The sequence below is a fragment of the Flavobacterium sp. J27 genome (assembly GCF_004303025.1).
In the GTDB taxonomy this organism is placed as follows: Bacteria; Bacteroidota; Bacteroidia; order Flavobacteriales; family Flavobacteriaceae; genus Flavobacterium.
Genome location: NZ_PJQW01000006.1, coordinates 59,133 through 84,873, shown reverse-complemented (window position 1 = coordinate 84,873; position 25,741 = coordinate 59,133). Strand labels below are relative to the sequence as shown.

Annotated in this window: 22 protein-coding genes; 6 read left to right on the top strand and 16 right to left on the bottom strand. The window is 31.1% G+C overall.

Annotated features, from left to right (window positions below):
* Positions 1 to 8: 8 nt before the first annotated feature.
* The 6 genes from CX675_RS09775 to CX675_RS09750 form a co-directional block, all read right to left on the bottom strand.
* The gene (locus CX675_RS09775; protein ID WP_130735051.1) at positions 9 to 2,258 is read right to left on the bottom strand and encodes a multicopper oxidase domain-containing protein; all 2,250 of its coding nucleotides are present in this window, start codon (positions 2,256 to 2,258) and stop codon (positions 9 to 11) included.
* 4 nt (positions 2,259 to 2,262) lie between these two features.
* A complete protein-coding gene (locus tag CX675_RS09770; protein WP_130735050.1) occupies positions 2,263 to 4,776 on the bottom strand; it encodes a heavy metal translocating P-type ATPase in 2,514 nt (837 codons plus the stop codon).
* Between the two features lie 79 nt (positions 4,777 to 4,855).
* Positions 4,856 to 5,419 carry an AraC family transcriptional regulator gene (locus tag CX675_RS09765; protein ID WP_130735049.1) on the bottom strand — a complete coding sequence of 188 codons (564 nt, stop codon included), beginning with the start codon at positions 5,417 to 5,419 and terminating at the stop codon, positions 4,856 to 4,858.
* 3 nt (positions 5,420 to 5,422) lie between these two features.
* On the bottom strand, positions 5,423 to 5,902 hold the full coding sequence (locus CX675_RS09760) for a DUF305 domain-containing protein (RefSeq protein ID WP_205728622.1): 480 nt from the start codon (positions 5,900 to 5,902) through the stop codon (positions 5,423 to 5,425).
* Between the two features lie 106 nt (positions 5,903 to 6,008).
* Positions 6,009 to 6,842: a DUF3347 domain-containing protein gene (locus CX675_RS09755; protein ID WP_130735048.1), complete on the bottom strand. Its 834-nt coding sequence runs from the start codon at positions 6,840 to 6,842 to the stop codon at positions 6,009 to 6,011.
* 87 nt (positions 6,843 to 6,929) lie between these two features.
* Entirely contained in the window at positions 6,930 to 7,292 is a 363-nt protein-coding gene (locus CX675_RS09750; RefSeq protein ID WP_130735047.1) for a hypothetical protein, read from the bottom strand.
* 223 nt (positions 7,293 to 7,515) lie between these two features.
* On the opposite strand from CX675_RS09750, the gene CX675_RS09745 reads away from it, so the two are divergent.
* Positions 7,516 to 9,378: a serine hydrolase gene (locus tag CX675_RS09745; RefSeq protein WP_130735046.1), complete on the top strand. Its 1,863-nt coding sequence runs from the start codon at positions 7,516 to 7,518 to the stop codon at positions 9,376 to 9,378.
* Between the two features lie 55 nt (positions 9,379 to 9,433).
* Here the strand turns inward: CX675_RS09745 and CX675_RS09740 are convergent, their stop codons facing one another.
* The gene (locus CX675_RS09740; protein ID WP_130735045.1) at positions 9,434 to 12,130 is read right to left on the bottom strand and encodes a DNA gyrase/topoisomerase IV subunit A; all 2,697 of its coding nucleotides are present in this window, start codon (positions 12,128 to 12,130) and stop codon (positions 9,434 to 9,436) included.
* A 72-nt stretch (positions 12,131 to 12,202) separates the two neighbouring features.
* Complete coding sequence (locus tag CX675_RS09735) at positions 12,203 to 14,059, bottom strand: DNA topoisomerase IV subunit B (protein ID WP_130735044.1); 1,857 nt, start codon at positions 14,057 to 14,059, stop codon at positions 12,203 to 12,205.
* A gap of 211 nt (positions 14,060 to 14,270) precedes the next feature.
* Here CX675_RS09735 and CX675_RS09730 point away from each other — a divergent pair, with 211 nt between their 5' ends.
* Positions 14,271 to 14,510 (top strand): DnaJ domain-containing protein, encoded by a 240-nt coding sequence (locus CX675_RS09730; protein ID WP_130735043.1) that lies wholly within the window; start codon positions 14,271 to 14,273, stop codon positions 14,508 to 14,510.
* Between the two features lie 404 nt (positions 14,511 to 14,914).
* Positions 14,915 to 15,751, top strand: a complete 837-nt coding sequence (locus tag CX675_RS09725; protein ID WP_165396016.1) for a zinc-ribbon domain-containing protein — start codon at positions 14,915 to 14,917, stop codon at positions 15,749 to 15,751.
* Between the two features lie 74 nt (positions 15,752 to 15,825).
* Here the strand turns inward: CX675_RS09725 and CX675_RS09720 are convergent, their stop codons facing one another.
* The gene (locus CX675_RS09720) at positions 15,826 to 16,752 is read right to left on the bottom strand and encodes a winged helix-turn-helix domain-containing protein (protein ID WP_130735041.1); all 927 of its coding nucleotides are present in this window, start codon (positions 16,750 to 16,752) and stop codon (positions 15,826 to 15,828) included.
* 115 nt (positions 16,753 to 16,867) lie between these two features.
* Between CX675_RS09720 and CX675_RS09715 the strand changes: the two genes are divergently transcribed.
* Positions 16,868 to 17,437 carry a hypothetical protein gene (locus tag CX675_RS09715; RefSeq protein WP_130735040.1) on the top strand — a complete coding sequence of 190 codons (570 nt, stop codon included), beginning with the start codon at positions 16,868 to 16,870 and terminating at the stop codon, positions 17,435 to 17,437.
* A gap of 8 nt (positions 17,438 to 17,445) precedes the next feature.
* Here the strand turns inward: CX675_RS09715 and CX675_RS09710 are convergent, their stop codons facing one another.
* The 7 genes from CX675_RS09710 to ychF form a co-directional block, all read right to left on the bottom strand.
* A complete protein-coding gene (locus tag CX675_RS09710) occupies positions 17,446 to 18,135 on the bottom strand; it encodes a TIGR02117 family protein (protein WP_240723618.1) in 690 nt (229 codons plus the stop codon).
* 40 nt (positions 18,136 to 18,175) lie between these two features.
* Entirely contained in the window at positions 18,176 to 18,652 is a 477-nt protein-coding gene (locus CX675_RS09705; RefSeq protein WP_130735039.1) for a hypothetical protein, read from the bottom strand.
* 45 nt (positions 18,653 to 18,697) lie between these two features.
* The gene (locus tag CX675_RS09700; RefSeq protein ID WP_130735038.1) at positions 18,698 to 19,180 is read right to left on the bottom strand and encodes a hypothetical protein; all 483 of its coding nucleotides are present in this window, start codon (positions 19,178 to 19,180) and stop codon (positions 18,698 to 18,700) included.
* Positions 19,181 to 19,209: 29 nt separating this feature from the next.
* Complete coding sequence (locus CX675_RS09695) at positions 19,210 to 19,863, bottom strand: hypothetical protein (RefSeq protein WP_130735037.1); 654 nt, start codon at positions 19,861 to 19,863, stop codon at positions 19,210 to 19,212.
* Positions 19,864 to 19,871: 8 nt separating this feature from the next.
* The gene (locus tag CX675_RS09690) at positions 19,872 to 20,345 is read right to left on the bottom strand and encodes a hypothetical protein (RefSeq protein ID WP_130735036.1); all 474 of its coding nucleotides are present in this window, start codon (positions 20,343 to 20,345) and stop codon (positions 19,872 to 19,874) included.
* Between the two features lie 69 nt (positions 20,346 to 20,414).
* Positions 20,415 to 21,074, bottom strand: a complete 660-nt coding sequence (locus tag CX675_RS09685) for a response regulator transcription factor (protein WP_130735035.1) — start codon at positions 21,072 to 21,074, stop codon at positions 20,415 to 20,417.
* Positions 21,075 to 21,174: 100 nt separating this feature from the next.
* Positions 21,175 to 22,269: a redox-regulated ATPase YchF gene (gene ychF / locus CX675_RS09680; protein WP_130735034.1), complete on the bottom strand. Its 1,095-nt coding sequence runs from the start codon at positions 22,267 to 22,269 to the stop codon at positions 21,175 to 21,177.
* Between the two features lie 165 nt (positions 22,270 to 22,434).
* Between ychF and CX675_RS09675 the strand changes: the two genes are divergently transcribed.
* A complete protein-coding gene (locus CX675_RS09675; RefSeq protein ID WP_130735033.1) occupies positions 22,435 to 25,059 on the top strand; it encodes a TonB-dependent receptor domain-containing protein in 2,625 nt (874 codons plus the stop codon).
* Between the two features lie 143 nt (positions 25,060 to 25,202).
* On the top strand, positions 25,203 to 25,739 hold the full coding sequence (locus tag CX675_RS09670; RefSeq protein WP_130735032.1) for a hypothetical protein: 537 nt from the start codon (positions 25,203 to 25,205) through the stop codon (positions 25,737 to 25,739).
* The last annotated feature ends 2 nt before the right edge of the window (positions 25,740 to 25,741 follow it).

The following is a 25,741-nucleotide window of genomic DNA, read 5'->3' as shown; positions in this document are numbered from 1 at the left end:
ATTCTCTTTTAATAATTCAAATTCACTCCAAAACCAATTCCCATATCGCTGTCATAATGTGTTGTTATTCCAATATTTTTACCAGCAATGTATTTGAAACCTGCCATATATTCTTTATCTGTATTTACCATAAAAGCCATTCTCAAGCGTTTTGAAATAGGAATATCTTCACGCATAAGTTGCAGTCTGACATTGCCATCATGATACAATTCCGATTGAAAAATAATAAGCATGGGTAAGGTGTAAGCAAATCCAATACTGGCTTGTAATCGCTTGTCTTTTGTACTTGTTTGACCAAATAAATTTTCCTCAATTTCGCCATGATTCAATTTACGATATCGAGCATCGAAACCTATAAAAGGCATAAACCATTGATTTCTTCCAATATATCTTCCTATATGTGTTTCTGATTCATACCCATGGTGATCATTATATCCCAAACGCCATTCTGTAGCCAAACTCCAGCGCGTATTTTGTAACATCATTTGACCATCATTTCCATTGGTGGCAAAGTCATTTTCAGCCATAAAATGAAAACGATTACTTTCTGCTTGCAATTTTTTATATGCTTTTTCTTTATTCGTCAGATAAGGATTAGGATTAGAATTTTCATAACTAAAAACACGATTCATTCCTGCCATCATGTGATACAAAATATGGCAATGAAAAAACCAATCTCCATCAGCATTTGCTTCAAATTCGATGACATCTGTTTCCATAGGCATAATATCTAAAACATTCTTAAGTGGAGCATAATCGCCTTGTCCATTTAAAATTCTGAAATCGTGTCCGTGTAAATGCATGGGATGACGCATCATGGAATTATTATATAAAGTAATGCGAAGTATTTCTCCTTTTTTTATTAAAATTTTATCTGTTTCTGCCAGTACTTTATTATCCATACTCCAAACATAGCGGTTCATGTTTCCTGTTAATTCAAAATGCAATTCACGAACAGGTGCTTCTTTTGGTAATGTTGTTTTTGTAGGTGATTTCAACATCGCATAATTTAAGGTTACCCTTTTGGATTCCTTAGAAGGCATATTATGATTGCTATGGTTCATCTCCATTCCATTAGCATTCATTTTTTCCTGTTTATCCATTTTATTCCTCATAGAATTTCCTGCAATTTCAGGATACATTACCGTATTCATGTCCATTTTTTGAAAACTCATTTGCATACCCATATCATCCATAGTACCATCCATATGCATCATGCTGTTCATCATTTTCATACCTTCAAAATAGTTTAATTTACGCATTGGATTAGCCAATTGTTTTACTCCTTCCCCAATAAATATAGAGGTAGCATTAGTTCTATCTTCTGGTGTAGCTAAAAATTCATACGAAATATTTTCATTTGGAATCGTTACAATTACATCATAGGTTTCCGAAACTCCAATAATCAACCGATCCACCTCAACAGGTTCCACATCATTACCATCATTAGCTACCACTGTTATTTTCCCACCTGCATACTGTAACCAAAAATAAGAGGATGCACCACCATTTGCAATCCGTAGTCTCACCTTATCCCCTTTTGTAAATTGACTTAATTGACTTTCTTTTTTCCCATTTAACAAAAATGCATCGTAATAAACATCACTTACATCCATGGCTAACATTCTTTTCCATTCGTTTGTTAATTTCGTTTTAAAATGACCTTCTCGAATGGCTTCAGCATAACTTTGAGTTGTTCCTTTTTTAATAGCAAACCAGTCCGATGCATTATGCAACATACGGTGTACATTCTTCGGATTATAATTTGTCCATTCACTTAAAATAATTGGTATTTGAGGAATATCATCGATTCCTTTTCTGAATGTTGAATCGTCTATTTTTTTCTTTAAAATTAAAGAACCATACATTCCAATTTGTTCTTGCATACCGCTATGACTATGGTACCAATGGGTTCCAGACTGTACAATTGGAAAACGATAAACATGTTCTGTGCCAGGTTTGATAGGCAATTGTGTTAAATAAGGTACACCATCTTCTGGATTAGGTAAAAATAAACCGTGCCAATGTAATGAAGTTCCTTCTTCTAAATGATTATACACATGAATTTCTGCTAAATCACCTTCTGTAAAAGTTAAAGTTGGCATAGGAATTTGACCATTAACCGCTATCGCTCTTTTTTCTTTTCCAGAAAAAACAACAATTGTATCACGAATATGTAAGTCATACCGAACTATTTTTTGCGCGATAGTAGTTCCAGTAAGTAAGAGTATAGTTACTATATATATTATTTTTTTCATTATTTTAAATTTTTATCGTTCGTAATCGCAAAGCATTTGCAATAACAGAAACCGAACTAAAGCTCATGGCTAAAGCAGCTATCATAGGAGATAATAACATTCCGAAAAAAGGAAAAAGCAATCCAGCGGCAATTGGTATTCCAATAGCATTGTATACAAAGGCAAAAAACAAGTTCTGCTTTATATTTTTCATTACGGCATGACTTAATTGCTTCGCTTTTACAATTCCTTTTAAATCTCCTTTTACCAAAGTTATTTTAGCACTTTCAATGGCTACATCTGTACCCGTTCCCATTGCAATTCCAATATCTGCTTGTGCTAGTGCTGGGGCATCGTTAATTCCATCTCCAGCCATGGCTATAATTTTACCTTCTTGTTGTAGTTTTTTTATATAATTTAATTTGTCATTTGGTAAACAACCCGCTTTAAAATCGGAAACGGCTAATTCTGTAGCGACTGCTCTAGCTGTATTTTCATTGTCTCCAGTTAGCATTACAACAGTAACACCTTTCTCTTTTAATTTTTGGATGGCTTCCAAACTTGTTTTTTTAATAGCATCGGTTATAGTAATATATCCAACTACTTTTTTATTTATAGCAATGTAAGAAACTGTTTTGCCCTTCTCTTGTTCAACAATAACTTGTTTTTCAATATCTTCATAATCAAAAATGCGTTCCTGTTCTAATAACTTTTCATTTCCTAAAAGTATTTGGTCACCATTTATCTTGCCTCTCACACCTTTTCCTGTAACAGATTCAAAATCGGTTACTTTATAAAAATCTATTTTTTTCTTTTTGGCAAATGTAACTACTGCGTTAGCCAATGGATGCTCACTATTTTGATTTAAAGACGCTATTTTTTTTAAGATTTCATTTGAATCACTATGTGCTACTTTTATAGCTTCAACGGAGGGCTTCCCTTCTGTTAATGTGCCTGTTTTATCAGTTATCAAAACATCAATTTTGTTCATTTTTTCAATAGCTTCTGCATTTTTTATTAGCACACCTAATTGGGCTCCTTTTCCTACTCCAACCATAACCGACATTGGGGTTGCCAAACCTAAGGCACAAGGACAAGCAATAATTAAGACCGCAATGGCATTTACAAAACCATAAACTAATTTGGGCTCTGGTCCAAAAAGCCACCATAGGATAAAAGTAATAATGGAAATAATAACAACTATAGGTACAAAATATTTAGAAATTTTATCTACTAAATTTTGTATGGGCGCTCTTGATCTACTAGCATCTGAAACCATTTGAACAATTTGCGATAACAATGTTTCTGAACCTATTTTTTCTGCTACCATTAAAAAAGAATGGACACCATTAATCGTTCCTGATTTTACCTCATCTTCTTCTTTTTTATCTACAGGGATAGGTTCTCCAGAAATCATGGATTCATCAATGGTACTATTACCTTCAATTATTTTTCCGTCTACTGGTATTTTTTCACCTGGTTTTACTCTAATAGTATCTCCTTTTTGAATATCATGAATTGAAATCTTCTTTTCTTTACCATTAACTAAAATAGTTGCGTCAGTTGGAGCTAACTTCAATAATTCTTTAATAGCGCCACTTGTTTTACTATGTGCTTTCGCTTCTAAAAGTTGACCTAGTAATACTAATGTTAACACCACAGCTGTGGCTTCAAAATAAAGATGTACAGTTCCTTCTGCTGTTTTAAATTGGTTTGGAAAAAAATTTGGAAAAAGCATTCCTGTTATACTAAAAAGGAAAGCAACTCCTGTTCCAATACCTATTAAAGTAAACATATTTAAGTTCCAATTGACAATGGATTTCCAAGCTCTTTCAAAAAACATCCAACAAGCATAAAAAACAACCGGTAACGTTAGAAAAAATTGAACCCAATTCCACTTTTTTAAATCCATTAATTCATACAAAGGATTATTCGGAATCATTTCAGACATAGAGATAATAAAAACAAGAATACTAAATAGCAAAGCCACTTTCATTTTATGCCATAAAGCAACATAAGTTTGTTCTTCTTCAGAATTTGTAGGTTGCATAGGTACTAAATCCATACCGCATTTAGGACAGCTTCCTGGTTTGTCTTCCTCAACTTCTGGGTGCATTGGACAAGTGTATTTTGTTGCGAGACTTACTACTGGTTGTTTTACTAAATCCATACCACATACTGGACAATCACCAGGATTATCATATACTTTATCTCCTTCGCAATGCATGGGACAATAATATTTTCCTACTGGGTGATGATGATCTGGATATTGCTTGACTTCATTTGTAGTACAGCACCCTGAATGTTTTTCTTTTTTATCTGTTTGTTTACCAATAGAAATTTGGTATTTACTTTCTTTTCCACCAAGTGCATTCTGCAAAATTGGCAACTCTACATGCTTTGACATGGTAATGAGAGCTTCTTTTTCTTCTTTTGAAACAGTAACGTCTGTGATATTCTCTAGTTTTAGTAAATTTGATTTTACTGTAGCTTCACAGCCCGAACAAGTCATTCCTTCTATAGTATATTTGTGAGTCATAATTTAAATCTTTAGTATTACAAATTTCGGAATCTAAAAAACCAATTACTTACACAATTATGGATAGATTTTGCAAAATTTATAATTGATCCAACTCTTTTCGTTTAGTGTCTTTTAACTTTTTAAAATAGCTGGGAGAAAAACCAGTGTTTTTTTTAAATTGATTACTCAAATGCGCTACACTACTATAATTCAAAAGATGAGCAATTTCAGAAAGAGACAATTCATCATAAACAATTAATTCTTTTACTTTTTCAATTTTCAGGTTGATAAAATATTTTTCAATACTAATTCCTTCCACGTTAGAAAACAAATTGCTCAGTTTACTGTAATCTTGATGTAATTGTTGAACCAAAAAGTCTGACAAAGTCAATTTTAAAAGATTGTTTTTATATTGCACTAAATCAATCAATAACGTTTTTATTTTTTCGATTGTTTTGCTATTTGAATCATCTAAAATTTCAAAACCAAAGGTTCCCAAACGGTGCGCAATAGTCTCTTTTTCATTTTGAGAAATCTGTTTTTTTAAAACAACTTCTCCTAATTCTACTGAAACTAAAGAATAACCCAATTTTTCAAGTTCGGATGTAACAACCATAATACAACGGTTACAAACCATATTTTTAATATGAAGTTGCTTCATGTACTACTGTTTATTTTCTAAACGTTCTATCATTTTTTTCATTTGAGCAATTTCTCGTTCTTGAGCTTCAATGATATCTTGTGATAACTTTTTCACTTCTGGATCTTTAAATGTAGCCTTACTACTGGTCATAATAGCTGATGAATGGTGCGGAATCATGGCTTTCATATATTGAACATCATTAATTGGAGTTTGTGTTCTCAGTAAATATAAGGTTCCGAAAAAAACAATTGTTGAAAAACCAATGATTCCATAATTTACTTTTTTATTCGGATACATTTTCCACATAAATAACAACATAGAAATAGCCATTGTGGCAATCATCAAAGTAGTCATGTAAACTCGTGTTAAACTATTAAAAATATGATTGAATTCGGCAACATTCAAAAACATTACAGCATACATTAATACAAATGATACTGCCATAATCACTGCAAATTTTAAATAAGGTTTATTATTTTGGTGCATCTTTCTCATTTCCATAATGTTTATATTTTTAATAGACATAAAAATATAAATAAGTTTATATATGGCTATTTTAAAATTTAATGAGATTGTTATACAATTTACATAACAATCTCATTACAACTTATTTTAAAGTTTCAATTGTTTTACCACAGGATAACATCATACTTCCATAATATGGATTTTTAATTTCCTCTTCTTTGCTTAACCAATTCGCTCCTTTTCCATCATTAGCCATAGGGCAATGCTGATAGTAAATTGCATTGTTCAAATTAGAAGTTTTCATCAAAGCATACATATTTTCAGATAACTCTATGAAGTTTGCTCGTTGTCCTTCTAGTTTTTTTGAATTCGCAATAGTGGAAACGTTTTCTTTTAAGTGCATCTTTTTTTCCATCCAAAACCTATGTGTTTTTGCATCTAAAGAATGCATATCAACTTTTTCTATAAGGATTACTAAATCAGAAGCTAACTTTGACACCGATTTAGAATTGGAATCTACCAAAGCATCTTTTAATTCAAAATACGTTTCAAACACTTTTTCTAAATTTGTTTGAGTTCCTTCAGAATTTTCTTCATGCTTTGTATTTGATGGCATTACAACGCTTTCTTGCTTGTTTAATCTTTCATATTGACAACATTGAGGTAAATTATCATAGGCTTCCTTAGGCGCTAAATAGGAATTATTATCATAGCCTGCCAAAGCGATACGCTTTAATATGGCATCTTTACTTGTTTTTTTAGAATCGAAAGTAATGGTGGCTAATTTTGATTCTTTATCCCAATTTACGGAAGCTTCATTTTTTAAATTTCCAGCTTTTTCGATAGTTTTTTTACACATTCCGCAATTACCTGCTATTTTTTCTGTAATAGAAGTTTCATTTTTAATTTGTGCATTACATGATGTAAATGCTACTAATACAAATAGTAGCATCATTATTCTTTGAATTGATTTCATTGTTTATAAAGTTAATTTGTAAATAATAATACTTCTTTTTCTAAAAAAAGACAAAAAGCCACACTTATGGCTAGACAGTAGTATAAATTAACTTATTTTAGGAGGAGACCAAATGGAAAAATAAGGAATGGTATTTCTTTTTTCTAAATAACTAAAATTAGTCTTTCCATGTAAAAAGACTACATTATTTAACTTTATAGAATAGTTATTTGGTAAAATACTTGAAAAAGCAAGACTTACATTACAATTGCTATTATCACAATTTCCTTGACAGGATTTATTTTCTTCTTTATCGTCTGAACAGGTATGCTGTTTCTTTTGAAATTTATTTTTTGCAGAAGTACAGCATGTTTTTTCTGTAGCAACATTTTTCGAACAAGCATAGGTTTCATTTGGCTTCAATAAGAACCCAAGAAATACAAACACTAACATATAACGATACTGCTTCATAATCAAAACCAAATTTACAAAAAAAAAACATATTTTAATACTAAGTAGATGTTAATCAAAATATAAACTTTCAAGTAATAGACAAACCGTAAAAATACAGCAAAATAAACAGGGTATTTTACCCTAAAAAAACAGTATTACTACTCTTTATCAAAAAGTTATAGGAACTTACCTTTGTCAAACAAAAAATCAATTACCCAAACAGGTAAAAAAACAAAAAAAAATGAAACAATTATTTAAAAAAGAAAATTTAGTCGCGGTATTATTATTTATTACTGCAACAATGTCTGCTCAATTTGTAGCGAGACATGCAATGACTTCTGCTCAGTATCAAACTGAATTTAACAATTTAAATGCGAAAGGGTATCGCGTAACGTCTCTTTCTGGATACACTAGCAATGGAAAAGAATTATATGCTGCTATTTGGAAAAAAATAGCTGGTCCAGCTTGGGCTGCTAGACATGGTATGTCTTCTTCTGATTATCAAAAAGATTTTAATGACAAAGTAAGTAAAGGGTACAGACCTGTATGTTTATCAGGTTATGCTGTAGGTAATCAAGCAAAATTTGCCGCTATTTGGGATAAAAGAGCTGGTGGAGCTTGGAAAGCAAGACACAATATGACTTCGACTGATTATCAAAAAGCATTTGATGATTATGGCAAATTAGGTTACCAATTACAACAAGTGTGTGGTTATGTAGTAAATGGAAAAGAATATTTTTTAGCCTTTTGGGAAAAAAAATCAGGAGCTATTATTGCAAGACATAATCTTTCAGCAGCAGATTATCAAAAAGCATTTGATGACTGTACGAATAAAGGATACCATTTAAAATCAGTAAGCGGTTACCAAAAAGGAAATACCGATTTATATGCTGCAGTTTGGGAAAAATCGGCTACACCTGCATGGGCAGCCAGACATGGTTTAAGCAGAGTGAATTACCAACATACATTTGACAATATGTATTACCAAGGCTATGTTCCTGAATTTGTGAATGCTTTTGCTTCTGGTAGTGGTGATAAATACAACGCCTTTTGGACAAATACAGCGATGAGATCATCTGATTTAACTATTTTAGATAATGCGGCTAACAATTACATGAAAACCCAAGGTGTAGACGGCTTGTCATTTGCGGTTACCAAAAATGGAAAATTAGTTTTTGCTAAAGCTTATGGTTATGCAGATAAATCCAAAAACGAATACTTATCTCCAAATCATTCGATGCGAATTATGAGTATTTCTAAAGGAGTTACTGCTGCTGGAATAATGAAATTATTAGAGCAAAATAAAATTAGTATGAACCAAAAAGTATTTGGACCAAATAGCATTCTAGGTTCTAAATATCCAACACCTGCAGACAAAACTAAATTAAATCAAATTACGGTTTCGCAATTATTACATCATACATCAGGTTTACGTACTTGTAATGGAGAGGCAGAATTTTGGAATAAAGACAAAACTTATGATGATACCATGAAGATGCTATTAAAATCCTCTGATTTACTAAAATTTGATCCTAACACGAAATATTCTTATTCTAATACGGGTTATTTTATCTTAGCTTGTATAATCCAACAAATAAGCGGACAATCCTATGAGGCTTTTATTCGTAATAATGTATTGACTCCTTCTGGTGTAGGTTCAGGAATGTATGTTGGTTTAGCCAATGGAAGTGTAAAATCAAATGAAGCACATTATACTCCAGAAACCAAACAAAACATGCAATTATGGGCTGGTTTTGGTGGCTGGGTAGCGAGACCAATCGATTTAGTAAAATATTTAGGTAAAGTAGATGGAAGCGCAACTCCTCCAGATATTATCAAAGCAAGTACGCATACTATTTTAACTCAAGACACAACTTTATCACCGGGTTATGCATGCGGTTGGAGTGTTTCAGGAGACCGACAAAATCATAACGGTGCTCATGGCGGATCAAGATCTTGGTTGGCGGAAATAGGTGGTGGTTATAGTATTGCTATCATTGTGAATAACGCACCTTCTAATGATTCTAATTTAAGTAAAATGCTTAACGATTTATCCACAGCAGTGAAAAATGTATCGGCTTATCCTAATTATGATTTATTCTAAAATAAACATGAAAAAAAAATAAAAAAGCTGTATTTTTCAATACAGCTTTTTTTTATTAGTCTAAACTTAACGTAATTTGACCGTCATCTTCCAAATCGGTTTTTATATTTTCTGAAACCGACTCTTCATCGGTTACTTCCATTTTTTCTGGTTCAGGTTCTACTGGTTCTTCAAATGGTAAAGATTCTAATAAATTAATTTGTTTTATTTTATCTGCGGTTAATTGGTTACCCAATGCTTTAATGCCTTTTACGGCAATAAATTCTTCTAAATTAACCTGAATGGTTTCTTTTTGAACACCTTTTACTTTGGCAAAAACTACCTCAGCCATTGGTTTCCAATCGGTTGAAACAATTTCTAATTGTGATTTATCGTGTTCAGAAATAAAAATTTCTTCTTTATTTTCATTTTCAATCACAAATCGTTTTACGTAATAGCGTTCTTTTTCACCATCATAATAAATCGCTGAAATAGGCTTACTTGGTTTCCATTTTTCCAACACAATCATATCTTCTTCAAAATGAGTAGATAGTTCTGGAATAATCGTTTTTATTTTACCAGATTGATGGATAATAAGCAAACGATCATTGGGCTTAAATTCGCCCAATAATTCACCTCTTCCATCTACATTTAAGCGTTGCACGGTATCATCAAACCAAATCTTTCTAGGACGAAGGGTTGAAATTCCTTTTTCTTTTAATTCTATTTTTTTGATTGGATACTTAGAAACCGTATTTCCTTTAGAACCTCTTCCTTTGATTAAAATTTCAGAGAAATCTAAATCCCATTTCAGTTTTTTGATGCTTCCCACCTGACGTAAAAGTATGGTTACAACTTCTGCTTCACCATTTGGATTGTGTGAGAAATATAAAATTTGCGAACCTGGTTTTTCTTGGGTAATGTGGTATTCTTTATCTCTAGTTACACCCGAAACATTAAATCGTTTTATAAAGGTCGCCCCATTCTTTCCATCTCTATAAATTACATTATAAATGGTTCGTTTGTCATTTTTATCGAAAACAGCTATATGGATGATGTCTTTACCAATGAATTTCTTGTCGTCTACTTTAGTAATTACCATGCGACCATCTCTAAGGAAAACAATCACATCGTCTATATCAGAACAATCCGCAACATATTCGTCTTTTTTCAATCCTGTTCCAAGGAATCCTTCTTCTCTATTGACAAATAATTTGGTGTTTCTCAAGACTACTTTAGTCGCTTCTATCGTATCAAAACTTCTTAATTCGGTTTGTCTTTCACGACCTTTACCATATTTGTCTTTTAATTTGGTGAAGAAAGCGATTGTAAAATCGATAATATGTTCCAAATCGTGTTTTACTTGTTCCATTTCAGCTTCCAACTTAGCGATGGCTTCATCCGCTTTATCCGAATCGAAACGTGTAATACGAATCATTGGAATTTGCGTTAATTTTTGTAAATCCTCGTCATGAATATCGCGCACCAAATCTTTTTTAAACGGTTCGAAACGTTTGTACAAGTATTCATATAATGATTCTCTATCACCATACAATTTAAAATCGATGTACATTTCTTCACGAATAAAAATCTTCTCTAAGGTTGAAAAATGCCATTTGTTTTCCAATTCATCCAATTGGATTTCCAACTCTCTTTTTAACAAATCCACCGTTCTTTGCGTCGAAATTTTCAGCATGTCTGAAACTCCAATGAACAATGGTTTGTTATTTTCAATCACACAACCTAAAGGTGCAACAGAAGTTTCGCAAGCGGTAAACGCATATAATGCATCGATTGTTTTATCTGGAGAAACGCCTGCTGGAAGGTGAATTAAAATTTCTACTTCAGCCGCTGTATTATCTTCAATTCGTTTGATTTTAATCTTCCCTTTTTCATTGGCTTTCAAAATACTATCAATTAAGGTTGAAGTATTCGTTGAAAAAGGAATTTGAGAAATAACTAAAGTGGTTTTGTCTAACTGACTGATTTTGGCACGAACTCTTACACGACCGCCACGCATTCCATCGTTATAATTAGAAACATCCGCAATACCAGCTGTTGGAAAATCAGGATAAATGGTAAACGGTTTTCCTTTTAATATTTTAATGGAAGCATCAATTAGTTCGTTGAAATTGTGCGGCAATACTTTGGTTGACAAACCTACTGCAATACCTTCTGCTCCTTGTGCTAAAAGCAATGGGAATTTTACTGGTAAATTAATGGGTTCTGCTCTACGACCATCATAAGAAAGTCCCCATTCAGTAATTTTTGGTGAATATAAAATATCGTGACCTAACTTAGAAATTCGCGCTTCAATATAACGAGAAGCCGCAGCACTATCGCCTGTAAGAATGTTTCCCCAGTTTCCTTGCATATCAATCAACAAGTCTTTCTGACCTATTTGCACCATGGCATCACCAATACTCGCGTCTCCGTGCGGATGATACTGCATGGTATGTCCAACAATGTTCGCTACTTTATTGTAACGACCATCGTCTAACTCTTTCATGGAGTGCATAATTCTGCGTTGTACAGGTTTAAAACCGTCTTCAATAGCAGGAACAGCACGTTCTAAAATTACATAAGAAGCATAATCTAAAAACCAATCCTTGTACATACCCGTTACTTTTGTAATGGTATCTTCTGGATTTTCGTTGTTTTCGTAGAAATGATGTCCTGATGTTTTGATGTCATCAAAGCCTTCTGTTTCTTGAGATTCGTTTCCTAATTCGTTTTGCTCGTCTGGGTTTACGTTTTCTTCTTCGTCTTTCATTTATATTTTTGGTTAACGGTTAACAGTAAAAAGTTGACAGTAAAATGTACACTTAAAACTGTAAGCTGTGAACTATTCCTTTTCAATTACATCCAATTCCACTTTCAAATTATTGATAATAAAATCTTGTCGGTCTGGCGTGTTTTTACCCATATAAAACTCTAGCAAGGTTTCAATGGAAGTCGCTTTATCCAGCATAACAGGATCTAAACGAATATCGTCTCCTATAAAATGTTTGAACTCGTCTGGTGAAATTTCTCCCAATCCTTTGAATCGGGTAATTTCTGGTTTTGGTTTTAATTTTTCAATCGCATTGACCCTTTCTTCATCAGTATAACAATAAATCGTTTCTTTTTTGTTACGCACACGGAATAATGGCGTTTGTAAAATATACAAATGACCGTCTTTTATTAATTCGGGAAAGAACTGTAAAAAGAAGGTGATTAACAACAAGCGAATGTGCATTCCATCGACATCGGCATCGGTTGCAATAACAATATTATTATAACGCAAATCGCCCATATCTTCTTCAATGTTTAAAGCGGCTTGCAACAAATTGAATTCTTCGTTTTCGTAGACAATTTTTTTGGTCATTCCATACGAATTCAACGGTTTTCCGCGCAAACTAAAAACCGCTTGTGTGTTCACATCTCTTGATTTCGTAATTGATCCAGAAGCCGAATCTCCCTCCGTAATAAAAAGCGTGCTTTCTAAACTTCTTGGATTTTTAGCATCGGTTAAATGTACCCGACAATCGCGTAGTTTTTTATTATGCAAACTTGCTTTTTTAGCTCTGTCTTTGGCTAACTTACGAATACCAGAAAGTTCTTTTCTTTCGCGTTCTGCTTGTAAAATCTTACGCAATAAAGCATCTGCTGTTTCCGGATTTTTATGTAAGAAATTATCTAGTTTCGTTTTTACAAAATCATTGACAAACGTACGCACTGTAGGTCCTTTTGGTCCCACATCGGTAGAACCTAATTTGGTTTTGGTTTGGGATTCAAAAACCGGTTCTTCCACTTTTACAGAAATGGCAGAAACAATGGATTTTCGGATATCGGAAGCTTCAAAATTTTTATTATAAAACTCTTTAATCGTCTTTACAATCGCTTCCCGAAAAGCACCTAAATGCGTTCCTCCTTGCGTCGTATTTTGTCCGTTTACAAACGAATGATATTCTTCAGAATATTGTGATTTACTATGGGTTAAGGCGATTTCAATATCATTACCTTCCAGATGAATAATAGGATACACCATATCTTCTTCTGCAATGTTTTCCTCTAGCAAATCTTTTAATCCATGCTCCGATACAAATTTTTCTCCATTGTAATAAATCGTTAAACCGCGATTTAAATAACAATAGTTCTTAAGCATCTTAATGATGTATTCATTACGATACTTATAATTTTTAAAAATGGTCTCATCGGCAACAAAAGATACTTTGGTTCCTTTACGCTTCGTTGTTTCAATTACTTCTTCTTCCGTAGTTAAATTACCCGCTGAAAATTCTGCTGCTTTTTGTTGGTTATCACGTACCGATTCTACTCTAAAGTAGTTCGATAATGCATTTACCGCTTTGGTACCCACACCATTTAAACCAACTGATTTTTTAAAAGCTTTGGAATCGTATTTACCACCAGTATTCATTTTAGAAACTACGTCTACCACTTTCCCTAAAGGAATTCCACGACCATAATCGCGCACGGTCACTAATTTATCTTTTATGGTTACTTCAATGGTTTTTCCAGCACCCATAACAAATTCATCGATACAGTTGTCGATAACTTCTTTGAGTAAGATATAAATTCCGTCGTCTGGAGAGGAACCGTCTCCCAATTTTCCAATGTACATACCGGGACGCATACGAATATGCTCTTTCCAGTCGAGTGAACGAATATTGTCTTCGGTATATTGATTTTGCTCTAGCATAAACAGATTTTGGATTTTGTGCAATATACTATTTCTCTTTAAAAAATGAAAGTCTGTGTTTTATAAGTTATTGACAAAAGGGTTAAGAAGTTTTCTGTTGTTGGTTGTTTGTTGTGAGTTTGAGTTGAAAAAAGATAAAATTTGAGCTTTTTTTTTTGATATATTTGGTTAAGTGATTCTAAAAAAATTAAATATTTACTTTAACCGTAAAATGAGTAAAAATTATTATCAGATTTTAGGTTTAAAACAAAATTGTTCGAAAGAAGAAATAAAAAAAGCTTATAAGTTTAATGCTCTAAAGTTTCATCCAGATAAAAATAATAATGATCCATTTTATGAAGAACGTTTTAAAGAAATTAAAGAAGCCTATGAAATGTTAATGAAAGATTTCGAAAGCAATAAATTTCATAACTTGTATAAAGATTCATTTGTCCACAGATATAAATCATGAAGGTAATGATATTCCTATAATAACTGGAAAGAAAAAAATTATTAAAAGAATTTCATTACAACTAAATAAAGCATTAAATAATAGGTAAAAACTTCAAATTTATAATGTAAAAAAATTACAAAATTCAAATGAGAAAATATTGTCAATTTAATCAATCTCCAATTCATATCCTACACCATGAATATTAAGTAATTTAATTGATGCATCTTCTTTTAATTTAAGGCATAATTTAGAAATATTGGTATCTAAACTTTTTGCAAAAAACTAATCGACTTATTATTCATTTTTAACTTGAATATAATTTTGTCTTTTACTAGGCATACCCTTTTTGCATGTTACTTTTACAAATAAAAATTTTTTTGTACTATTTTTTTTCTATTTTAGCTAAAATTAAGCCCATATTTATGCTATTTCTTTTTGGAACTAGAGCTTCAAGAATTCACAGAAAAGCTCTTGAAGACAACACAGAATGTGTTAATTGCAATCATCAAAACACACTAGTTGCTACTACCTATTCGCGCTATTTTCATATTTTTTGGATTCCTTTTTTACCTGTTGGGAAAACTACCATTTTAGAATGTAGCCATTGCAAAAAATCGTATGCTGAATCAGATTTAAATGAAACTATTAAACAAAGTCTCGTTAAAAGTCAAGAAGCTGATCCACCAAAATCGCCAACTTGGCAAGGTTGCGGCTGTTTACTTATTTTTGCTTTTGTAGTTTTTTCACTACTATCTATGTTTATTGGTTATCTTTTCAACAAGGACGAAGTTGATGAATCTCTTGATGATGTTAGAACTGAATATTTAGAAGATGATATCTACAAAACAAGAAGTAAACCAGATAAAAAAACAGATTCTATTTCGTTCTATTTAAAAACCTGTATAGATCTTTCAATAGAAGGTGTAGATATGGATAAAATTAGATATTATTCTAAAATTAATGAGGATAAGTTACTTATTTTATTAAAAGTGGGTGATATGAAAAAAATTGAACCATCTTCTAGAAAAGAATTAGTATATGCGGTAGAAAAATGTCTTGATTTAATTGTAAAAGAGGAAAAATATCAAACTTACATAGGTGTTGATGGCAAATGGAATATGCTTTTAGTAAAAACACCCGAAGGATCTGATTTGAGCGGTAAATATGCTGATTCCGAATTACTATTGCCTTTTTATGACACCAAATTAAAGATAAAAGAAGCAAACGAAAAAACCAAGACCGAACAAACTGAGGAATAAAGCTAAATTTGTTTATCCTTTTCAAATATTAAAATACCTTTTCTAAAGTAATTAGAAAAAGGTATTTTAAATTTTTAATTTATTTCTAATTTATAACCTACACCATGAATATTGAGCAATTTAATAGAAGTATCTTCTTTTAATTTCATTCGTAATTTAGAAATATAAGTATCTAAACTTCTGCCTACAAAAACGCCATGATCTTCCCACACTTTTTTAGTTAATTCCTCTCTTTTAATAATTTCATTAGGTTTCGAAGTAAATAGAAGTAACAACTCACATTCCTTTTTAGAAAGGCTTACCGTTACAGTATTTTTAATGAGTTTGTTTTGCTCTGGATAAAACTTATATTTTCCAATAGGTATGCTAGTTGAAGATATTTCTTCTATAACTACAGATTTTGTTCGCTTCAATTTAAAATAAAAAAAGGCAGTTCCAAATAAAACTCCAACAAACAAAACATATAAAACCCAAACTGTCCCTGCTTTATTTGAAGTTGCTATTTTGTCAAAAAAATGAAAACGAATACTATAACATTCTTTTTTTAACTGTCTCCCACTGCAAGGAACTATCCCTTTTTCAATGTTTTGATTCATTTGATAACTATACGCTATTTCCATGTCTTCACATTGTTGTACTTCTACTAAATAATTAGAAGGCAAAGTCGCTTTTTGAAAACTACTCTTTACTAAAATATGTAAACTATCTGGATCAATTGCAATTTGATCTTCAAAGGATAATTCGTAATTAAAATCATCTATTTTTTTTACCGGTTTTACAATAGATATCGAATCTTTATTTATTAATAACAACTGATGACCAACTTCACGTATGGCTACTTTTACCAGACTGGAAGAAACTTCATTTGGTTTTTCAACACACGAAATGACACAGCAAAAGAATCCGTAAAAGAATACTGTTTTTAAAAAATAGGGCAACGTTACATTCATAATTAGTTGTAAATAACATACTTTTTCATGACATTTTACAACTATTGACATTTTTTTGACATTTTTTTGACATTTTTGGTTCCATTGAATTCTAGTTTTACATTGTCAAGTCAAATTATTGAAAATGGCTTGACGAATCATTCTATTAATACTAAAAAATGAAAAAATGAAAAATGTAATTTTCCCTTTTTGTTTCTTATTACTGATAAGCTGCAAAATAGATTCATCAAAAACAGAATCAACTTCAGACACTATTCTTAGTCAAAATTTAAAAAATGAGACTGAGAAATCATTACAGTACGGTCCAAATGTATCTGCTGAACCTTATGAAATGAAACTTGATATTCATGAAGTAAGTGATGCTGTTTATGATTTAGAAATTCAAATGTTGCTCTATAATAATGCTTATTATGCTTCTTCAAATAGTAAAAAAGATTTCAAGGGTAAGTTTACTTTTTTTATAGAGGACACTCCTTTCTTTACATTAAAAAACAATCTTATTGAGACACCACTTCTAATTAAACAAAGTGATTCTGAATCAGCTAATAATCCTTTACTAGATTGGATTCGTGTAAATACGTATTACAAACAACAGTTAGAAATAAAGACTTTAGAAGATTTTATGGTAAGGGGCTATATTCAGTTTACTATTGAACCTCGATGTACTTTAGAAAAAATACCCGTTATGATTAAATCAGAAAATAGTGTTGTAAAATTTGAAATAGATAGGTGTTAAAACAACTGTTATTCATAATGATAAAAAATACCTTTGTCTAAAACTGTCCAAAGAGCCGCTTTTTGATTTCCTGCCTTTAAGGCTTGGTTTGCCCAAGTGTTACAGGTGTAGAATAAACTATAACTCCCTTTGGCTTCGTAAAACACATCATATTTACCATAGGAATAAGTGCCAATGCGCTGTATCTTTTTTTCAGAATTTAATACAAAACTATTCTCTATGTAGGCAATTAATTGTCTATAATCTTTTTCTGTAATAAAGAACTTTTTACATTGTTTATTTTCATGTAATTCCTTATAAAAAGTAAGATGCATTGCAGAAGTACTTATTCCTGTTACCGCTTTAATAGCAGTAGAAGCTTTAAGGTCTGACCAAGTAGGAGTATCTAAATAAAAACCTTTATCTCCCCAACCAAAAGCTAATAATTTTCTCGTACTATCTTGTGCTTTGGTATGCAAATAAGAAATAGATGTAGACCAATCTTTAATATTGTTTTTTAATGGCAAAACCACATCTGTATGCACGCCATTAGAAAGAATATAAACAGGAATAGTATTATGAGCGCCTGTGGAAGTGTTTTTATTAACCGAAATAATTGAGGTAATAAAAACAACTAAGGCATAAATCAATATAAAAGCAGTTAATCCTAAAATGGTTTTTAAAATAATCTTAGTAGATTTCTTTATTATTCTTATCATACTCAACTAGCAATTTACAAAAAACTAAACTACAAAATATTCAGAGAAGATTAATTATCAATTTGCATTTTGGAAATCTTTTTTTCCAAATTTCTAAAACGGTTGAAGTTTCTTTAGGAATATCCACACGAATGGTTTCTAGTTTTGGAAATGTTTCTAATAATTTCTGAATACCTTGAATACTAACTTTTGTATTTTTGATATCTAAATTTTGTAACATACTAAAATGTAAAATCGCCTCTAGATTAGAATCATTTAATGGCAATTCCCTTAAATCTAGATAATGAATGCTTTTTATTTGCTTCAAATAAAACAACCCTTGTTCAGTTACAGTTGTACCTCCTAAAACAACGGTATTAATTTCAGAAACATAGCGCGTTATGAAATACAAATGTTCATCTGTAATAACTCCATCATGAGAACCAAATTGTAATAAAGAAGTAGGCAATCCTTTATTGTTTTTTGTTTTAAAATATTGTTGTAAAAAATATTTCTCTCTGCTTTTAGACAATCTCATACTTCTTTTTTTAAGAAATCATATTAATGAAACCAAATGTTACTTTTAATCAAACCAATATTCAGAAGTAATCGTATATCCTGCTTTTTTAAAAGCTTTTAGCATTTTTGCTTGTAAATCAGAATTATGTTGTTCTTTACAAATTTCTGTAAAAAACAAGTTTGAATGTTCTTGATAAGTATCAATTAATTCTTCTCTTTCATTATAAACTTGCACTTTTTTTATTACCATATTATTTTCGGTACTAAAAATAACATTAATATCTTTTATAAAACCTATTATTTCATTTAAAGCAACTTCAGAAGTAATTATTTCCTTTTGATTCAAATTAGGATTGTATTTTGCTACTTTAAAGCTAAGTTTTTTAGCTGTATCGATATGAAAAGGTTGTATAACCGTTAAAGAATCTTCATGCTCATAGTTCATAATTTCTGAAAGAAGTTGGTCATTTAACAAATTAAGAATTTTGTTTTCTTGAGACAAAGCAACTTTAAAAAAGAAAAGGAGTACAAAAGGAAAATATTTCATGTTGAGTTTTGAATTTACTTTTACAAAATTTATTTTAACACATAAGATGCATAATCTAAGTCTAATGATTTACAAAAATTAATGATATTTCTTTTACCTTGTTTGCTAAAACCGATTAAGCTATACTCGGTTATATCGTTTAGAATCATCTTTTTATGATTCATCGCTGGAATTTCTGTCGTTGCGATTAAATAATTACAATCTAAACAAATATCTATTTCAAAAATAGCTTTTTCGTTTTGGTAAAAAACAACACCTAAATGAGGTTGAAAACAAGACTTTGTACCTTCACCATAAGTTTCAGGTTTTGTTATAAAGTTAATGAATAGATTTATTTGTTCCAAAGTGAGTTCTTTTTGTCGCAACACTACAGGACTAAAATAATTACCTTTATCTACAACAACATGTAAATCCCCTTCTTCCATTCCATCAAAATCGTATGCAATAACTTTGTTAAATTTTAGACTATCAAATGGTGCTTTATACTTTGTATTGGTAATTACGAAAGAAGGTCGGTTTATAAGAAATTGTTGTAATTCTGATTCACTTAAATATTTAGAACTTACTTCGGAAACAAGAGTATCTTTAGAAACCGTTTGCCAATCTAAAACGGTACTATTTTCTTTTTGCTTACAAGAAAAAAATAGTACCAAAAGTAAGAGATAGGCTTTTTTAAGTTTCATTTTAATTCCTACTTAGATCCAAAATACAACACACAAATAACATTACTACTATCGACTGTTATAAACCGAAAAGGTGATACCGTTGTTTTAGCCCATCGCAAAGGATTTGCAAATTTCATAAATTCCATTTTCCTGCTTTGATATCCATTTTTGGAAAGTTGATTAACGGCGTCTAAAAATTGTTCTCTATTAAATTGAACATAAATCATTTTCAGCATTTCGGTTTCTTCAGAAAAATAAAACCGCATAAAATCTTCTTTTAAATCTACGGTTTCAGGTTTGATGAAATTTTTGTTGTAGACACTTTCAAAATTTCCAGCAAATTCATAATTAAAATTTTTCATCAATTCTGCTACATTATAATATGTAATTTCACTAATTATTCCTGTAGCTATTTCTAGTTTCCCATTAAAAGTTTCTTGAGCTTGAAATTGAAATTGAAAACTAAACAATAAAGTGGTAATAAGTAATTTTTTTCTCATATTGAATCATTTTATAATTAAATGTAAGTTTCAATATATTTTAAAACAATACCCACTAGTGATGATTTTTCATATCAATCGAAAAGCACTTGCATATTTATGCAATTCAATTGTAGTGTATGCATTTAACTTTTCTTTTATTTTTTTACGATGTGTTTTTGCTGTATTTATGGAAATAAATAACATTTTAGCAATTTCATCATTGGTTTTACCTAAGGCTAAAAGTTTTAAAACTTGCTTTTCTCTTTCACTTATAAGAGAAAATTTATGAAGGCTTTCTTTTAAGAATAAATGCTCTTCCATTAATTTATCTAAACGATTCACAACACTTGAAAGTTCGTTTACGGGTTGCGTTAACGTTAAAGTAAGTGAAGGTAATCCATTTTCTTGAAGTATAATTTTAGTAACAGAAAGATACCAAATCCAAGGTTCTTGAATATCTTTACGTACTTGTTGAAAATAAGTTAATGTTTTCGTTACATCATTTTGTTCCAAAAAGTGGAGATAATCGGGGTAGTTTTTATTAACTTCTTCTTCATTAAAATATTTGTAATAATAAGCAGTTCCTAAGGCATCTAATTCGTCTAAAGTAACCTTTAGAATATCCAAACCTCTTTTAGACATGTATACTACTTTTTGTGTTGCTACATCATTAATAGTTATCACTCCAGGAATAGCATCTGAAACTTTATGAATAGCTAAGATTATATTTTTCTGAATATTATTCATAACTTTAAAAAAGTGTAACAAATATAAAAAACCGTTGAATTTCTTCAACGGTTTATAGCTATTTTATTAAAAATATAAAGAAAAAAAGTTAATTGTTACATTATACGTTAAATCTAAAATGCATTACATCTCCATCCTTTACAATATATTCTTTTCCTTCTACTCTTAATTTACCTGCTTCTTTCACTTTAGCTTCTGAACCATAATTAGAATAATCATCAAAAGAAATTACTTCTGCTCTAATGAAACCTTTTTCAAAATCGGTATGAATTACTCCCGCTGCTTTAGGTGCTGTATCTCCAATTTTTATTGTCCACGCTCTTACTTCTTTAACACCTGCCGTAAAATAGGTTTGTAAATTTAATAATTTATAAGCTGCTCTAATTAATACGGCTGAACCAGGCTCGGTTAATCCCATATCTTGTAAAAACATTTGACGTTCTTCATAACTTTCTAATTCTGTAATATCAGCTTCAGCTCCTACAGAAAGAACAATTACCTCTGCATTTTCGTCTTTTACTAATTCTTTAACCTGCTCAACATATTTATTACCAGTAACTGCTGACGATTCGTCCACATTACACACATATAATACTGGTTTTAAAGTAATTAATTGAAATTCATCCATTAATTGCTCCTCATCTTGATTTTGAGCAACCACAGTTCGAGCCGATTTACCTTGTAACAAAGTTTCTCGAATTCTATCTAATAAAGCCTTTTCGGCTTGTGCTTCTTTATTTCCTGTTTTAGCAGCACGATTGGTTTTTTCTAATCTCTTTTCAACAGTTTCTAAATCTTTTAATTGTAATTCAATGTCTATCGTTTCTTTATCGCGAATAGGATTGACATTGCCATCAACATGCACAATATTATCGTTATCAAAACAACGCAATACATGAATAATAGCATTACATTCTCTAATATTTCCAAGAAATTGATTTCCTAATCCTTCCCCTTTACTAGCCCCTTTTACTAAACCTGCAATATCAACAATATCAACAGTAGCCATTTGCACACGTTCAGGTTTTACTAATTCTTCTAAACGAACAATTCTTGGATCAGGTACATTTACTACACCAATATTTGGTTCAATAGTACAAAATGGAAAGTTTGCACTTTGCGCTTTAGCGTTTGACAAACAATTAAATAGTGTTGATTTCCCAACATTTGGTAAGCCTACAATTCCTGCTTTCATAGTATATTATTTATAACTAATTCATTTTAAAGTTTGCAAATATACTTTAAAAGTTACAAAGTCTCAAAGCTGCTATTATTTTAGTGATTTATTATTTTAACTACAAAACAGAATTGTATTTTTTTTAACTTATATTTACACTTACAAACAAATAAACAGATTTTTATGAAAAAACTAACATTTTTACTAATGTTTACAGGATTTCAATTGCTTTTTTCTCAAAAAGAAGTAACAGGAACTGTAACAGACGAATTCGGAGAACCTATAATTGGAGTTAATGTAATTGAAAAAAATACTTCTAATGGAGTGGTTACAGATTTTAATGGAAAATATTCTATTACTGTAAACGAAAATGCCTTACTCGTTTTTAGTTACATTGGTTTTAAATCAACAGAACGAACTACAGAATCAACTACGATTGATGTGATACTAATCGAAGGACAACAATTACAAGAAGTTCAAATTGTGGGTTCTAGAAGTCCGAAAAGAACAGTTACCGATTCTCCTGTTGCTATTGATGTAATTGACATTAAGGAAGTAACAACACAAAGTGGAAAAATAGAAATCAATCAATTATTGCAATATGTTGCTCCCTCCTTTAATGCGAACAAACAATCGGGTTCTGATGGAGCAGACCATGTAGATCCAGCAACATTAAGAGGATTAGGTCCAGATCAAACATTAGTATTAATCAATGGAAAAAGAAGACATCAATCTTCATTAATTAATTTATTTGGAACTCGAGGACGCGGTAATACAGGTACCGATTTAAATGCGATTCCAGCAAATGCGATTAAGAAAATAGAAATTTTAAGAGATGGAGCCTCAGCACAATATGGTTCTGATGCCATAGCAGGAGTTATAAATATTGTTTTAAAAGATAATGATGAAGGCGTTTCTGGAAATATCACTTATGGTGCTTACAACACAAATGCAAAGGGCGATTTTTTGGAAGGCACTCCAAATACAGATGGTTATCGATTAGATCAAAATGGAAATGGAAATTCTTATGGCAAAGACCAAAAATTGGACGGCGGTTCTTTAAAAGTAGCTACAAATTATGGTGTTAAATTAGGCGAACAAGGTTTTGCTAATTTCACCTTAGAATATTTAGATAAAAATAAAACCTTACGTCCAGGTTATGATTTCAGAAAAGGTTTTGGTGAAGCCGAAATTAATGGATTTAATTTTTTTGGAAATATTGCCACTAAATTATCAGACAGAACAGAACTCTATGTTTTTGGGGGAAGAAATTACAGAAATACAGATGCCTATGCTTTTACACGAAATGATGGAGAACGAGTGGTAGAAAGCATTTATCCTGGTGGCTTTACTCCTAGAATTACTTCTGTTATTTTTGACACTTCTATTGCAGCAGGAATTAGAACAAAAACGAATAATGGATGGAATATAGATATTAGCAATACATTTGGTAAAAACTTATTTCATTACACCATAAAAGGAACTTTAAATGCTTCTTTAGAAGAAGCTTCACCAACAGAATTTGATGCCGGTGGTCATAGTCTAAGTCAAAACACCATGAATTTTGATTTTTCAAAAAATTATGATTCTATTTTAGAAGGGTTAAACTTTGCCTTTGGAGTTGAATATAGAACAGAACAATTTAGCATCTTTGCAGGAGAAGAAGCATCTTATGCAACATATGATGTGAACGGACAAGTGGTTACAGATCCTGCCAATCAAACTATTCCAGTAGATCCTATATCGGGTAATCCAAGACCAGGTGGTTCCCAAGGTTTTCCAGGGTATAGCTTAGCCAATGAATTAACCAAAAACAGGAGTAATATTTCCTTATATACAGATACTGAATTAGACATTACACCATCTCTTTTGGTAAGTGGTGCTGTTCGTTTTGAAAACTATAGTGATTTTGGTTCCACCATTAATGGAAAAATAGCAACACGAATAAAAGTAACCGATAAGATAAATTTGAGAGGCTCTATTAGTTCGGGATTTAGAGCACCTTCATTAGCACAAATATATTACAATTTAAGGTTTACCAATTTCAATTCTTCAGGCGCAACCGAGGTATTATTATCGCCAAATAATAGTCCGGTAACCCGAGCTTTTGGAATTGAAAAATTAAATCAAGAAAAAGCTTTAAACAGTTCTATAGGAATAACCGCTTCTTTTGGTGATTTTACGACCACTATAGATGGTTATTTTATAAAAGTAAAAGACCGTATCATTTTAACTGGTTATTTTGATGCATCAGCCTTAAACATAGGTGTTTCAGAAGCTCAGTTTTTTGCTAATGGTGTTGATACAAAAACAACAGGTTTAGATGTGGTTGTGGCTTGGAAAAAGAATATTGGAACTACTTCTTACTCGGCTACTTTAGTAGGAAATATTAATGATATGAAAATAGATCGCGTTAATAACGGTTCTTTAGACGAAGGTACTTTTTTCGGGAAAAGAGAGAAAGCGTTCTTACTTGCCTCTGCTCCTTCAAATAAATTTGGTTTAAATCTAAATTATAAGCGAAATAAATTTGATAGTGGACTAACCTTTACACGCTTTAGCAAAGTGGTGTTAGTTGACTATTCTGAAGCAGATGATGTATACGACGCTAAAATTGTAACAGATGTAACTTTGGGATACCAATTTACTAAAAATTTAAAATTGTCTATTGGAAGTAACAACTTATTGAATGTATATCCAGATAAACAAGATGAAATTGGTGATACTGAAGCAGGTGGTTATTGGGACTCTGTACAAATGGGTTTCAACGGAGCGTATTATTATGTCCGCTTAGGTTTTGACTTTTAATAAAAAAGGCTGTCAATTTTGACAGCCTTTTTACTTAACAAACGTATCCCATCTAAAAATTATGTAATAAGCCTGAAAAATGATGTAACACAAAGCCAAACTATTCCCAATACATTTGTACTATAACTTTTAAAACAAGAATCATGAAAAATGTATTATTAACATCGGTATTTTTAGTAGCCACTTTAACAATATCGGCTCAAAATAAAAATGTACAAAAAGAAACAGAAGTTGTAACAACAACCATTAAAGACTCTAAAGGGCAAAAGAAAATTGTAAAAACTGTTGAGAAAAAAGAAGTACAAAATGTAGAGCTTGAAATGGCTGAACAAAAAGGAATTAATATTCCAATGAAAGAAGAAGCTAAAGTAAACGTAACTACAACTACTAAAGTAAATGTGGATGGAGAGACAAAATATGTAGATGTAGATCGATCCGCTTATTACACTTCTGATGGAAAAAAATATCAAATCATTCAAAAAGGAAATGGATACACCATGTTAAACCCATCTCATACAGAAGCTGGAATTTTAAGAAAAACATCCAATAATAATTATATTTATAGAAGTGATGATAAAGTATCCTTTGGTTATTTTGACAAAGATGGAAATCTTATTTTAGAAACTTTTGATTATAAAAACGATAAAATTACTATGGAAAAATATGTTGTTGAAAGATAGAA